This window comes from Nonomuraea diastatica (assembly GCF_004349015.1).
GTDB lineage: Bacteria > Actinomycetota > Actinomycetes > Streptosporangiales > Streptosporangiaceae > Nonomuraea > Nonomuraea diastatica.
The window spans coordinates 1-12,615 of record NZ_SMKP01000105.1; the positions used below are offsets into that span (position 1 = coordinate 1).

Annotated in this window: 15 protein-coding genes; 9 read left to right on the forward strand and 6 right to left on the reverse strand. The window is 71.0% G+C overall.

The window, feature by feature from the left end:
• Window positions 1–68: 68 nt before the first annotated feature.
• Window positions 69–1,820: an AMP-dependent synthetase/ligase gene (locus E1294_RS31200; protein WP_132514352.1), complete on the reverse strand. Its 1,752-nt coding sequence runs from the start codon at window positions 1,818–1,820 to the stop codon at window positions 69–71.
• A gap of 119 nt (window positions 1,821–1,939) precedes the next feature.
• Here E1294_RS31200 and E1294_RS31205 point away from each other — a divergent pair, with 119 nt between their 5' ends.
• The 7 genes from E1294_RS31205 to E1294_RS31235 all read left to right on the forward strand — a co-directional run bounded on the left by E1294_RS31205 (window position 1,940) and on the right by E1294_RS31235 (window position 7,639).
• Window positions 1,940–2,707 carry a metallophosphoesterase family protein gene (locus E1294_RS31205; RefSeq protein WP_132514354.1) on the forward strand — a complete coding sequence of 256 codons (768 nt, stop codon included), beginning with the start codon at window positions 1,940–1,942 and terminating at the stop codon, window positions 2,705–2,707.
• Between the two features lie 58 nt (window positions 2,708–2,765).
• A complete protein-coding gene (locus E1294_RS31210; protein ID WP_132514356.1) occupies window positions 2,766–3,203 on the forward strand; it encodes an SRPBCC family protein in 438 nt (145 codons plus the stop codon).
• A gap of 1 nt (window position 3,204) precedes the next feature.
• Window positions 3,205–4,353, forward strand: a complete 1,149-nt coding sequence (locus E1294_RS31215; protein ID WP_132514358.1) for an ArsA family ATPase — start codon at window positions 3,205–3,207, stop codon at window positions 4,351–4,353.
• 93 nt (window positions 4,354–4,446) lie between these two features.
• On the forward strand, window positions 4,447–4,839 hold the full coding sequence (locus tag E1294_RS31220) for a hypothetical protein (RefSeq protein WP_132514360.1): 393 nt from the start codon (window positions 4,447–4,449) through the stop codon (window positions 4,837–4,839).
• A 14-nt stretch (window positions 4,840–4,853) separates the two neighbouring features.
• Window positions 4,854–5,786 carry an ROK family glucokinase gene (locus tag E1294_RS31225; RefSeq protein ID WP_132514362.1) on the forward strand — a complete coding sequence of 311 codons (933 nt, stop codon included), beginning with the start codon at window positions 4,854–4,856 and terminating at the stop codon, window positions 5,784–5,786.
• Window positions 5,787–5,796: 10 nt separating this feature from the next.
• Window positions 5,797–6,492 carry an endonuclease/exonuclease/phosphatase family protein gene (locus E1294_RS31230; RefSeq protein WP_132514364.1) on the forward strand — a complete coding sequence of 232 codons (696 nt, stop codon included), beginning with the start codon at window positions 5,797–5,799 and terminating at the stop codon, window positions 6,490–6,492.
• Between the two features lie 37 nt (window positions 6,493–6,529).
• Complete coding sequence (locus E1294_RS31235) at window positions 6,530–7,639, forward strand: hypothetical protein (protein ID WP_246083410.1); 1,110 nt, start codon at window positions 6,530–6,532, stop codon at window positions 7,637–7,639.
• A 10-nt stretch (window positions 7,640–7,649) separates the two neighbouring features.
• On the opposite strand, the gene E1294_RS31240 is transcribed toward E1294_RS31235, so the two are convergent.
• Together E1294_RS31240 and E1294_RS31245 are read right to left on the reverse strand one after the other, a co-directional pair.
• Window positions 7,650–8,129, reverse strand: a complete 480-nt coding sequence (locus E1294_RS31240; RefSeq protein WP_132514366.1) for a hypothetical protein — start codon at window positions 8,127–8,129, stop codon at window positions 7,650–7,652.
• A 46-nt stretch (window positions 8,130–8,175) separates the two neighbouring features.
• Complete coding sequence (locus E1294_RS31245; RefSeq protein WP_132514368.1) at window positions 8,176–8,934, reverse strand: alpha/beta hydrolase; 759 nt, start codon at window positions 8,932–8,934, stop codon at window positions 8,176–8,178.
• Window positions 8,935–9,094: 160 nt separating this feature from the next.
• Between E1294_RS31245 and E1294_RS31250 the strand changes: the two genes are divergently transcribed.
• Window positions 9,095–9,802 carry a lysophospholipid acyltransferase family protein gene (locus E1294_RS31250; protein WP_132514370.1) on the forward strand — a complete coding sequence of 236 codons (708 nt, stop codon included), beginning with the start codon at window positions 9,095–9,097 and terminating at the stop codon, window positions 9,800–9,802.
• Window positions 9,803–9,939: 137 nt separating this feature from the next.
• Here E1294_RS31250 and E1294_RS31255 read toward each other — a convergent pair whose 3' ends face one another.
• The gene (locus tag E1294_RS31255) at window positions 9,940–10,398 is read right to left on the reverse strand and encodes a MarR family winged helix-turn-helix transcriptional regulator (RefSeq protein WP_246083415.1); all 459 of its coding nucleotides are present in this window, start codon (window positions 10,396–10,398) and stop codon (window positions 9,940–9,942) included.
• 135 nt (window positions 10,399–10,533) lie between these two features.
• On the opposite strand from E1294_RS31255, the gene E1294_RS31260 reads away from it, so the two are divergent.
• The gene (locus tag E1294_RS31260) at window positions 10,534–10,962 is read left to right on the forward strand and encodes a DoxX family protein (RefSeq protein ID WP_132514374.1); all 429 of its coding nucleotides are present in this window, start codon (window positions 10,534–10,536) and stop codon (window positions 10,960–10,962) included.
• A 15-nt stretch (window positions 10,963–10,977) separates the two neighbouring features.
• On the opposite strand, the gene mmuM is transcribed toward E1294_RS31260, so the two are convergent.
• Window positions 10,978–11,895: a homocysteine S-methyltransferase gene (mmuM, locus tag E1294_RS31265; protein ID WP_132514376.1), complete on the reverse strand. Its 918-nt coding sequence runs from the start codon at window positions 11,893–11,895 to the stop codon at window positions 10,978–10,980.
• Between the two features lie 21 nt (window positions 11,896–11,916).
• Window positions 11,917–12,579: a Crp/Fnr family transcriptional regulator gene (locus E1294_RS31270; protein WP_165977575.1), complete on the reverse strand. Its 663-nt coding sequence runs from the start codon at window positions 12,577–12,579 to the stop codon at window positions 11,917–11,919.
• Between the last annotated feature and the right edge of the window lie 36 nt (window positions 12,580–12,615).

The following is a 12,615-nucleotide window of genomic DNA, read 5'->3' on the forward strand; positions in this document are numbered from 1 at the left end:
GGGGCGTCGGGGAGGCGCTGGATTGACCGGCGGGCGCGTGGACCCCGCCCCGGGACCTGTGTGGTGGGTCAGTGCCCGCCGTACAGGTCGTCGATCTCCTTCTGGAAGTCGCGCAGCACCAGGTTGCGCTTGATCTTCAGGGTGGGTGTGAGATGCCCGCTGTCCTCGGTGATGTCGGCGGCCGCCAAAATCGCGAACTTCTTGATCTGCTCGGCCTTCGACACCGACAGGTTCGCCCGGTCCACGGCCGCCTGGATGCCGGCCAGCACCTCGGGGTCGGTGCGCAGCCCCTCGGCCGTCGCCCCTGCCGGCATGGCCTCGGGGTCGAGGGTGATCAGCGCCGCCACGAACGGCCGGCCGTCTCCGACGACCATGGCCTGGGAGATCAGCGGGTGGGCGCGCAGCGCGTCCTCCAGCGGGGCCGGCGCGACGTTCTTGCCCGCCGCCGTCACCAGGATCTCCTTCTTGCGCCCCGTGATCCGCAGGTAGCCGTCGGCGTCCAGTTCGCCGATGTCGCCGGTGTGGAACCAGCCGCCGGAGTCGACCACCTCGTCCGTGGCCGCGTCGTTCTTCCAGTAGCCGCCGAAGACGTTCCTGCCCTTGGCCAGGATCTCGCCGTCGTCGCCGACGCGCAGCGTGACGCCCGGCAGCGGCTTGCCGACGGTGCCGATCTTGTTGGCGCCCGGCATGTTGACCGAGCAGGGGGCCGACGTCTCGGTCAGGCCATAGCCCTCGAAGACCTCGATGCCCACGCCCCTGAAGAAGTGGCCGAGCCGGTCGCCGAGCGCCGAGCCGCCGCACACCGCCGCGGAGAGCCTGCCGCCGGTGGCGGCGCGCAGCTTGGCGTACACCAGCCTGTCGAACACCGCCCGCCGCAGCCGCAGCCCGAGCGGCGCCCCGCCGGAGCTCTCGGCGCGGCTCCAGGCCACCGCGACGTCCACCGCGCGGGCGAAGATCGTGCCCTTGCCGCCGGCGACGGCCTTCTGCTCGGCGGAGTTGTAGACCTTCTCGAAGACGCGCGGCACGCCCAGCAGGAACGTCGGCTGGAAGTCCTGCAAGTCGGGGGCGACGTTCTTCATGTTGGGGGTGTGCGCCATGACGGCGCCCGCCTCGAACAGCACCACCTGGATCATCCGCGCGAAGATGTGCGCCAGCGGCAGGAACAGCAGCGCCGCCGGGTCCTTACGGGCGAACAGCGGCTCCAGAGGCCCGCGCAGCACGTTGAGCGCGGTGAACAACAGGTTGTCGTGGGTGATCCGGCAGCCCTTGGGCCGGCCGGTGGTGCCCGAGGTGTAGACGATCGTGGCCAGGTCGGAGGAGGCGACCCGCTCCCTGCGCTCGTCGACGGCCGAGGCCGGGACGCCCTCGGCGTCGAGCGTGCCGTCGATCCGCCAGACCGCTTTCAGGCCGGGCGCCGCCTCCCGCACGGTCTCCTCATGCGAGTCGAGCTCCACGAACGCCGCCCTGGCCTCGCTGTCGGCGAGGATCCACGCCACCTGATCGGCCGACGAGGTCTCGTAGACCGGCACGGTGACCGCGCCGACGGACCAGATGGCGTAGTCGACCAGGGTCCACTCGTAGCGGGTGCGCGACATCAGCGCCACCCGGTCGCCGTGCTCGACGCCCGCCGCGATCAGCCCCCTGGCCACCTCGACCACCTGGTCGCGGAACTCGGCCGCGGTGACGACGGGCCAGCCCGCGTCGGTCTTGCGGCGCATGACCACGGCGCCTGGCCGCTCCTCGGCCCGCGTGAAGACGGTGTCGGCCAGGCCGGCGGAGGCGGGCACGTCGACCAGGGCGGGGACGCTGTACTCGCGCACGGATCAACTCCTCTTCGTGACGACCTGGCCTGGACGTTACCGCGCCAAGTTACGCGCTGGTAGCTCCGTCACTGAGGCGTTATGTCACGCTAGCAGCCAGGGCTCTTAGGATTCCCCCCATGAGGGTCCATGTGGTGAGCGACGTCCATGGCAGGGCCGACGCGCTGGCCGGAGCCGGCGAGGGCGCCGACGCGCTCATCTGCCTCGGCGACCTGATCCTCTTCATCGACTACGACGACCACGCGCAGGGCATCTTCGCCGACCTGTTCGGGGCGGAGAACGCGGCCGCGTTCATCGCCCTGCGCACGGCCAGACGGTTCGACGAGGCCAGGGCCATGTCGGCGCGGCTGTGGGCCACGCTCGGCGGCGACCCGCGCGAGCACATCGAACGCAACGTGCGCGCCCAGTACGAGGCCCTCTTCGCCGCCATGCCCGCCCCCGCCTACCTCACCTACGGCAACGTCGACATCCCCGCCCTGTGGGCCGACTACCTCAGGCCGGGACTAGAGGTGCTCGACGGGCAGGTCACGGAGATCGGCGGCCTGCGGTTCGGGTTCGTGGGCGGCGGGCTCAAGACTCCCTACCGCACCCCGTACGAGATCGGCGACGAGGAGTACGCGGCCAAGGTCGAGGCCGTCGGCGAGGTCGACGTGCTGTGCTGTCACATCCCGCCGGCCCTGCCCGAGCTGCTCTATGACGTGGTGGCGAGGAGGTTCGAGCGCGGCAGCGAGGCCACGCTGGAGGCGATCAGGCGCACCCAGCCGCGTTACGCCCTGTTCGGACACGTGCACAATCCCCTTCACCGCCGCACCCGCGTCGGGCGCACCGAATGCGTGAACGTCGGACACTTTCGGGGGAGGGGCGTTCCGTACGTCCTCGAGTGGTGAGCGCGGGCGGCGCCGTCCGGTCCGTCCCGAGCGGCGTGTTGTGCATTACGGTGGTCGCATGGCTGATCGCACCACTTCGAGCACCACCATCAGCGCCGGTCGCGCCGACGTCATGGCGGTCATCGCGGACTTCCCCGCCTACCCGGAATGGGCGGGGCAGGTCAAGAGCGCGGAGGTCCTCTCCACCGGCCCCGACGGCAGGCCGCAGCAGGTGCGATTCGCCCTCGACGCCGGCCCGATCAGCGACACCTACACCCTCGGCTACGCCTGGCAGGACGACGACGGCGTGAGCTGGCAGGTGGTCGAGCCGGGCAAGATGGTCTCCGACCTCAGGGGGAGTTACCGGCTCGCCGACGCGGGCAGTGGCACCGAGGTGACGTACGAGCTGACGGTCGATCTCAGCGTGCCCATGATCGGCCTGATCAAGCGCAAGGCGGAGAAGGTGATCGTGGACACCGCGCTCAAGGGTCTCAAGAAGCGCGTCGAGGGCCGCTGAGGTGAGGCCGCGGGTTCTGCTCTTCACCGGCAAGGGCGGCGTCGGCAAGACCACGGCCGCCGCTGCGACCGCCACGCTCGCCGCCGCTCGCGGCCTCAAGACGCTCGTCGTCTCCACCGACACCGCCCACTCGCTGGCTGACGCGCTCGGCGCCGAGCCGGGCGAGATCGCGCCAGGGCTGCACCTGCACCAGGTCGACACCCAGAAGACGCTGGAGCGCCACTGGGGCGAGCTGCGCGAATACGCCAGGGGGGTGCTGGTGGAGCTGGGCCTCGACGAGGTCACCTCCGATGAGATCACCGTCCTGCCCGGCGCCGATGAGATCATCGCCCTGCTGGAGCTGCGCGAGCACGCCCGTGAGGGCCGCTGGGACGTGATCGTGGTCGACTGCGCGCCGACCGCGGAGACGCTGCGGCTGCTGGCCCTGCCCGAGGCGCTCGACTGGCACGTCAGCAGGTTGATGCCGGTGGGCCGCAAGCTCGTGCGGCTGGTCTCGCCGTTCGTGAGCAGCGTGGCCCACATCAGCACGCCGGGCGAAGAGGTCCTGAGCGCGGTCGAGCGTTTCCACCGCGGTCTGATGGAGGTGCGCGAGCTGCTCACCGGCGACCACGCGTCCGTGCGGCTCGTGCTCACGCCGGAGGCCGTGGTGCTCGCCGAGGCCAGGCGCACCATGACCTCGCTCAACCTGTACGGCTACCGCGTCGACGCCGTCGTGGCCAACCGCGTCTTCCCCGCCGGCGACGCCGACGAGTGGCGCGCGCGGTGGGTGGAGGCGCAGTCCAGGCTGCTGGCCGAGGCGGAGGAGTCGTTCGCGCCGCTGCCCGTCCACGTCGTCCCCTATCTGCCCGCAGAGCCCGTCGGCCGGGAGGCCTTGGCCGAGCTCGGCGCGTCGATGTACGGCGAGTCCGATCCGTTCGCCTCGCACGCGATCGAGCCTCCGCTGCGGATGAGCGCCGACGAGCTGGCCCTCGCCCTGCCCGGGGCCGACCGCGACGACATCGACCTGGCACGCAAGGGCGACGAGCTGATCGTCACCGCCGGCCCCTACCGCAGGATTCTGGCGCTTCCCGCCGCGCTGGCCCGTCGTAAGATCAGCGGAGCCGCGCTCCGCGACGGCGTGCTCAGCGTGCGGTTCGGCGATCCCGCGTGACGGCGATTTCTGCATTACCGTTCAGGTCGGGGAGCGAATCCGCAACCTGACGAGTTGAGGAGGATGAGCGACCCCATACGCAGGGAGGGCCAGATGACCGAGAGCAACGACAGAGATCCGATCGGGACCGTCGCCGACGAGGCGCGCAAGCTTTTCGAGTCGATCCAGGGGCGGGCCACCCGCCAGGTCGGCAAGTCCGTGTTCAACTCGTTCGCCGGCGGCGGTCGCAGGGAACGCGACGTGTGGGAAGAGGCGGTGTCCGAGCCCCACGACGAGTACATCTGCCGTGCCTGCCCGGTCTGCCGGGCGATCGCCGCGCAGCGCGAGTCCGGCTCCGACGTGACCGGGCATCTGGTGGCCGCCGGCGGTGAGCTGTTCGCCGCCGTCCGCGGCGCGTTCGACGTCCTCAGCAAGCCGCCCGCCCCCCGCAGGCAACGCGACGATCGGGATCGCCGCGACAATGTGGAACACATAGATCTGGGATAGGGAGACACGGGGCAATGCTCACGATCGGTGTCGACATCGGCGGAACCAAGGTGGCCGCCGGTGTGGTCGACGACGACGGCGAGATCGTCGAACACACGCTCAGGCCCACCGCCGCCGACCGCCCGGAGGTGGTGGCCGAGACGGTGGCCGACGTCGTTCGCGAGCTGGCGGAGGGCAGGCAGATCGAGGCGGTCGGGGTCGGCGCGGCCGGGTTCGTCGACGAGACCAGGTCGATGGTGCGCTTCGCCCCCAACCTCGCCTGGCGCGAGGAGCCGCTGCAGAAGAAGATCAGCGGCCTCGTCGGCCTGCCGGTCGTGATCGAGAACGACGCCAACGCCATGGCCTGGGGTGAGACCAGGTTCGGCGCCGGGCGGGGCCAGCCCCACGTGGTCTGCATCACGCTCGGCACGGGCATCGGCGGCGGCCTGGTCTTCGACGGCGCACTCTACCGCGGACGCTGGGGCATGGGCGCCGAGCTGGGCCACATGCAGGTGCTGCCCGGCGGGCGGCCGTGCGGTTGCGGCAACATCGGCTGCTGGGAGCAGTACGCCAGCGGTCAGGCCCTCGTCAAGGAGGCCAGGGAGATCGCCGAGGCGGAGCCGGAGCGGGCCGGGATCCTGCTGGGGCTGGCCGACGGCAAGATCGAGGGCGAGGAGGTCACCGAGGCCGCGCGGCTGGGCGACGAAGCCTCGCTGGCCGCGTTCCGCAACCTCGCCGACTGGCTGGGCCAGGGCATGGCCGATCTGGCTGCGCTGCTCGACCCCGGCTGCTTCATCGTGGGCGGCGGCGTGTCCCGCGCCGCCGACCTGTTCATCGACCGGGCACGCGACACCTTCGCCGAGCGGCTCACCGGGCACGGGCACCGGCCGCTGGCCGACATCAAGCTGGCCGAGCTGGGCGCCTCCGCCGGCGTGGTGGGCGCCGCCGACCTGGCCAGGCGCCGCTAGCCACCCTTACGTGACGATCCGCGTAGCGACCTACAACCTGCACGGGTTGCGCGACGACGTTACCGCGCTGACCGGGGTCATCACCGCCATGCGCGCCGATGTGCTGTGCGTGCAGGAGGCGCCCAGGTTCGTCCGCTGGCGGGCCAGGCGCCGGGCCCTGGCCGCCGCTGCGGGGCTCCGGCCGGCCACCCCGGGCAGGCTCGGCGGCGTCGCCGTGTTCACCGGGCCGCGCGTCAGCGTGCTGCACGCCGAGAGCCACGCGCTGCGGGCCTTCTTCGGGCTGGAGCGGCGCGGGCTGGCGATCGCCGTGGTGGAGGCGGAGGGGACGCGGCTGGCCGTCGGCTCGCTCCACCTCGACCTCAACGACCCGGCCAGGGTGCATCACGCGGCGGAGGCTGTGGCGCTGGTGGAACGCGCGGCCACCCGGCTGGACGCGACGATGGTGCTCGGCGGCGACATCAACGAGCAGGACCACCAGCCCGCCTGGCGTTATCTCGCCGGGCGGCTGGCCGACTGCTACGCGGTGGCGCCAAAGGGCGACGGCCTGACCTTCCCCGCGCGGCAGCCGTCCGCGCGCATCGACGGGGTGTTCGCCGCGCGCGCCGCGCGTGTCGTGGCCTGCGGGGGAGTGGACGCGCCGATGGCCGATCTGGGCGCCGCTTCCGACCATCTGCCGGTCATCGCAGAGTTGCGAGTTGGGCTGTAACGGGCAAGCGGGGCTCGCGAGCCCGTAGCATTCAATCATGACCCGTCGCTTTCAGCGGCGTGCGCTCTCTTTGATCTTGGCGACGTCCGTGGCCTTGACACAGGCCTCGCCCGCCGCGCATGCCGATCCCCGTCCTGCCACGATCGAGGCGTGGCAGGAGTCGACCAGCGTGCGCCTCCAGGCTGACGGTTCGCTCTCCGACGTGCTCGCGGTCTCGGCCAACGACGTGTGGGCCGTGGGCCAGCAGGAGATCTGGGACGTCTGGAAGAACCGCGGCGCCATCCGCCACTGGAACGGCAAGAGCTGGGCGGAGGTGCCCGTGCGCGACGCCACGGCCGCGGGAAACCTGCGCGGCCTGGCCGCCACGTCGGCGTCCGACGTGTGGGCGGTCGGAGACGGTCACGACGGGCTGCCCTATCTCGCGCACGGCGACGCGACGGGGTTCGACCGGGTCAGGCCGCAGGGCCTGCGGGCGGGCGACTGGCTCGGCGGCGTCGACGCCAAGCAGGGGCGGATCGTCGCGGTCGGGAGCCGTGAGAAGAACGGGCTCATCCTCACCGGCCACGGAGCCTCCTGGACCGTCCACGAGACCAAGGAGAAGGGCGCGCTCTACGCGGTGGCGGACGGGTTCGCCGTCGGCGACACCGGCACCGCGCCGCTGATCGTGCACCACTCCGGCAACGCGTGGAAGTCCATGCCGGTGCCCTCGATCCCCGGCGGCTACCTGCGTGACGTGCACGTCGACAGCTCCAAGCGGGCGGTGGCCGTCGGCGGCGTCTACCACGGCCCCGGCGACATCACCCCGCTCGTGCTGACCTGGAACGGCAAGCGCTGGCGTGAGCAGCGGCTGCCCCGTTCCGAGGCCCGGCTCTACGGCGTGACGGGCGACGGCAAGGGCCGCTACTGGATGGCCGGTTACGACCCGTCGCGGGCGGGGGAGCCGTTCATGATGCGCTGCGAGAAGGGCGACTGCGAGGTCATCCGCGGGCGCGCCAAGCACGGCAGGAGCAGCGTGCGTCTGCAGGCGGTGGCCTATCTCGCGGGCAAGGGCGCGGTCTGGGCGGTCGGCCACGCGGTCGACACCGCCGACCGCTACACCGACGTGGTGGAGGCGTTCGCGCCGGAGACCACCACGTCGAAGTCGTAGGGCGGGGGCTTCACAACACGGCGCCGTCGTCCCAGCCGGAGTCGTTGGACGGCGGGCCGTCGCCCATGCGCACCACCAGCGCCACGAACCCGCCGATGAACGCCGCCACCGCCGTGAACAGCGCCCACCCCTCCATGTGCCAGTTGGCCATCGCGGCGACCAGGAGGTAGGCGGGGCCGCCGAACAGCGCCACCCACGCCAGTTTGGTCGGCAGGTCGAGTTTGGGCAGGGGAGGCGGCGGAGGTGGCACGAAGTGCCCCTCGTCCTCGTCGTCGCCGTCGTCACGCGGATCCGTGTCGCCCTCGGGCTCGTCCGGCCCGTCAGGCTCGGCCGCTGGCTCCTCCGAGGGCTTGACCACCCTGCGGGTGGGCTCGGCGGGGACGTTTTCGCTGTCCGGCCACGGCTGGTCGGCCGAGTCGCGCTCGGCGGTGTCGTTGAAGGACGCGACGATCTGCCGCCAGACCTCGTCCTCGTCACTCTGGGGCGTCACCTAGATGGGCCTCTCCACAGCGATCGCGACTTCCCCCTGGGTGCGATCAGTCCCTCTGCAAGGGTACAGAGGCATGTGTCCGGATGAAGCCGAGGCTCCCGGCAAAGATCCTGTCGGCATCGTTGTCCAGCGTCGCAACATGATAGCTATCGGTAAGCTCCTCGATCGTGGCCTGCGGCACCTTCTCACGGATGATCGCCACACTCGCCGGCTTCACCACGTGGTCCTCGGCGCTGCGGAAGACCAAAAGCGGTTGTGTCACCTTCGCCAGGTCGGCCTGCACCAGCGACCACAACCCCGGCAGCGAGGCGGCTGCCTTCACCGGGGTGCGGGCGTAGGCCAGCTCGGTCGCGCCGGGCTTCTTGACGTCGCCCGCGACGCCGGGCACCGACGGCACGAACCATTTCAGCAGCGGGGCCAGCCTCATCAGGGGCACGTCGTTCGCGATCGACGGGTTGACCACGACCACGCCCCTGATCGCCGGGCCGTGCACCTCGGCCAGCCGCAGCGCCAGGCAGCCCCCGAGCGACAGCCCTGCCACGAACACCTCCGTGCAGCGGCCCTGGAGGATCTCGAACGCCTTCTCCACCTCGGCGTACCAGTCCTCCCACCGCGTGCGGTTCATCTCCTGCCACCGGGTGCCGTGTCCCGGCTGGCGGGGCAGCGAGACGCTCACCCCGTGCCCGGCCAGGAACTCGCCCCACGGCCGAAGCGACTGGGGCGTGCTGGTGAACCCATGGCACAGCAACACCCCGACCTGTCCTGCTTCGTGGTGGTAGGACTCCGCGCCTGGCATGAGCGGCATAACAGCTCCTCCGTGCTGTTTCATTCCGGCAATTTCCTCCGGAACGGCCCGATCGTCGCACGTTCTAGGGTGTTTGTGCGAGAGGTGGTGTAGGAGCATCCCCCGCGGAGTGGGAAGATGACTCTGGTCGCCGACAATGCGCTGAGGAAGAGGTGCCGGGGTGTTCTACTGGGTGGTCAAGGCCATCTTGGGGCCTATCCTCCACCTTGTCTTCAGGCCATGGACCGAAGGCGCGGAAAACGTGCCCAGGCAGGGGCCGGCGATCCTGGCCGGTAACCACCTGTCGTTCGCCGACCATTTCTTCGGGCCGCTGCAGATCCGCCGCAAGGTCATCTCCCTGGGCAAGGCCGACTATTTCACTGGGCGTGGCGTGAAGGGCTTTTTCACCCGCCTGTTCTTCAGCGGCGTCGGCACCGTGCCGATCGACCGCTCGGGAGGCAAGGCCAGCGAGGCAGCGCTGCGCACCGGGCTGCGCATCCTGCGCGAGGGCCACATCCTGGGCATCTATCCCGAGGGCACCCGCTCGCCCGACGGCCGCCTCTACAAAGGCAAGACCGGCGTGGCCCGGCTCGCACTGGAGTCCCGGGTGCCGGTCATCCCCTGGGCCATGATCAACACGTACGAGATGATGCCGCCTGGGCGACCTCTGCCCAAGTTCGGCATCCGGCCGGGCGTCAGGTTCGGCAAGCCGCTCGACTTCTCCCGCTATTACGGGATGGAGGAAGATCGGCTGGTGTTGCGCGCGGTGACCGATGAGATCATGTACGCGTTGATGGAGCTGTCAGAGCAGGAATACGTCGACAAGTACGCCGCCAGTGCCAGGGTCGCGATGGAGCGGGCGGCCCGCGCCGCCGCCGGGAAGAGCTAGAGCCACGGTGGTGGTGGCTTGCCGTGATGGCATGCTAACTTAGAGTCACAAGAGGCGGTGGTGCTCTCGTGCGACCGTCCTCCGCTCACGGGCCGGCGCGCGCCTCTAGGCATGCCGAAGCCACGTCACGTCACGTCTCAGTGGGACGACCGTAAGGCGCGTTCCGTCTTCCGCATGGCGGTCGTCATCGTATGCAACTCTTCACGGCTGAGCCGGTCGATCAGATAGGCGCGCACCACCTCCACGTGGCCGGGCGCCACCCGTTCCAGGCAGCGCATGCCCGCGTCGGTGAGCACCGCCAGCACCCCGCGCTCGTCCGAGGGGCAGTGCGCCCGCTCCACCAGGCCCGCCTTCTCCAGCTGGGTGATCTGATACGTCAGCGCGCTCTTCGACGCCACGACGTCTCTGGCCAGCTCTGTCATGCGCATCCGGTGATCGGTGGCGGCGGAGAGCCGCACCAGGATCTCATACTGCGGGTGCGTCAGCCCCGCCGCGGCCTTGAGCTGCTCCTCGATGCGGCGCTCCAGCAGGTGAAAGGTGGACACGAAGGCGTGCCACGCCGCCATCTCCGTCGCGTCCAGCCACCGGGGGTCCATCACCGCCTCAGTGTAGGCGTAGGCCACGCCGCTCCTGAGATCAGGTCATTGACTCGGCGGCCTGACTTGTTGTTCGGGTTTGAACATCACGGCTAGAGTTGTCGTTCAAAACTGAACGACAATCAAGGAGGTCGCATGATCGATCAGGCGCGCCCCATCGTCCTGCTGCTCGCGAGGATCGCCGTCGGCGTGATCTTCATCGTCCACGGCTACCAGAAGTTCGCGACCATGGGCATCGCGGGCACCACCAAGTTCTTCGAGTCCGTCGGCATCCCGCTGGCCGGCGTGGCCGCGCCCGCGGTGGCCACGCTGGAGGTCGTGGGCGGGCTCGCGCTCGTCGCCGGCGCCGCGCTGCCGATCGTGGGCACGCTGCTGGCGCTCAACATGGTGGGCGCGATCGTCTTCGTGCACGGCGCGAACGGCTTCGGCGCCGGCGAGGGCGGCTACGAGTTCGTCCTGGCGCTGGCCGCGGCCAGCCTGGCCATCGGCTTCAGCGGCGGGGGCGCGTTCGCGCTCGACCGCGTGCTGGGCCGCCGCGGCGGCGCCGCGACGGTGACCGCCTAGCACCACGGGCGGGGCTCAGGACAGGTGCGCGCGGATCTGCCGGACGTGCTCGGGAGTCGTCCTGCAGCAACCTCCGATCAGCGACGCACCCGCCCGCTGCCACTCCTTGGCGGCCTGGCCGTACTCGACCGGGTCGGCCAGGCCCACCCAGCGGCGACCGGCCGGGTCCCACGACTCGCCCGAGTTGGGGTAGACCACCACGGGCAGCGCGCCCGACAGACACGAGATCAGCCCCGGGATGTGGCGCGGCGCGGTGCAGTTGGCGCCGACGGCCACCACCTGCGAACGCCCGGTGAACAGCGCGGCGGCCTCCCGGATCGGTGTCCCGTCATTGAGATGCTCGCTGTCCCTGCAGGAGAAGCTCACCCACGCCTTGACCTCCGGCGTGTGGCTCAGCAGCCGGGCCAGCGCCCGCGCCTCAGGACAGGACGGGATCGTCTCGCAGGCCAGCAGGTCGGCCCCCGCCCCGGCGAGGATCTCCCAGCGTGGCAGGTGCCAGGCGAACAGGCCGTCCTCGTCGAGGTCGTAGTCGCCGGTGTATTCGGCCCCGTTGGCCAGGTAGGCGCCGTAGGGGCCGACCGACGCCGCCACCAGCCCGCCCCCGGCCTCGTCGCGTGCCTGCCCCGCCAGCTCGACCGACAGCCTGAGCAGCCGCTCGGCCTGCGCCACGTCGAGCCCGCGCCGGGCGAAGCCCGGGATCGTGGCCTGGTAGCTGGCGGTCGTGGCCACGTCGGCGCCCGCCGCGAAATAGCCGGCGTGCGCCTGCCGGATCAGCTCCGGCTCCTCCAGCAGCAACCGCGCCGACCACAACGCGTCGTGGAGATCCCCCCCGAGCTGTTCGAGCTGGGTGGACAGGCCGCCGTCCAGGACAAGTGTCGTCACCTCTTCAGAGTATGAGCAGCCGGACGGCCTCCAAGCAGCCGGACGCTCCATGCCGGGCAGGCCGGATGGCGTTCAAGGCGCCGGGATGGGGACGGCGGCCAGGCGGGAGAGGGCCAGCCGATCCAGCACGATCACCTCGCCGGTGGAGATCTCGACCATGCCCCGGCGCTCGAACCCGCGCAGCGCACGGTTGACGCTCACCCGGGTCGCGCCGATCTCGGCCCCCAAGCCCGCCTGGCCGCCGTGGAGGGGAACCCGGCCGCCGGCGCAGCGGCGTACCAGCCAGGCCGCCACGCGCGTCGGCACGTCGCGCACGGCCGCGTCGGTGAGCCGCTCGTCGAGATCACGCACGGTCGCGGCCAGCGTGCGCAGCAGTCGCGCCGCGACCTCCGGTTCGCCGGCGACCAGGTCCAGCACGGCGGAGCGCGGCACGTACGCGACCTCCACCGCCGTCAGGGCCGTGCGCGTCGCCCGGTGCGGGCCGTCCACGAGCAGGGCCGTCTTGTCGAACGCGACCGGCGCCGCCTCCACGGCGAGGACCACCTCCCGGCCCTCCGCGCTCACCCGCCCGGCCTTGACCCGCCCGTCGAGCAGCACGATCAGATGGTCGGCGGGGTCGCCCTCGGCGCACAGCACCTGCCCTGCCGGATAGCGCCTGCGCCGCGCCGTCAGACCGCGCAGCCGTTCCTCTCCCAGCCGGGCGAACATCGGCAGGTCGGCAAGCGTGTAAGTCATGTATCCCCATATACACCATCGCCGTGCCCCACGATG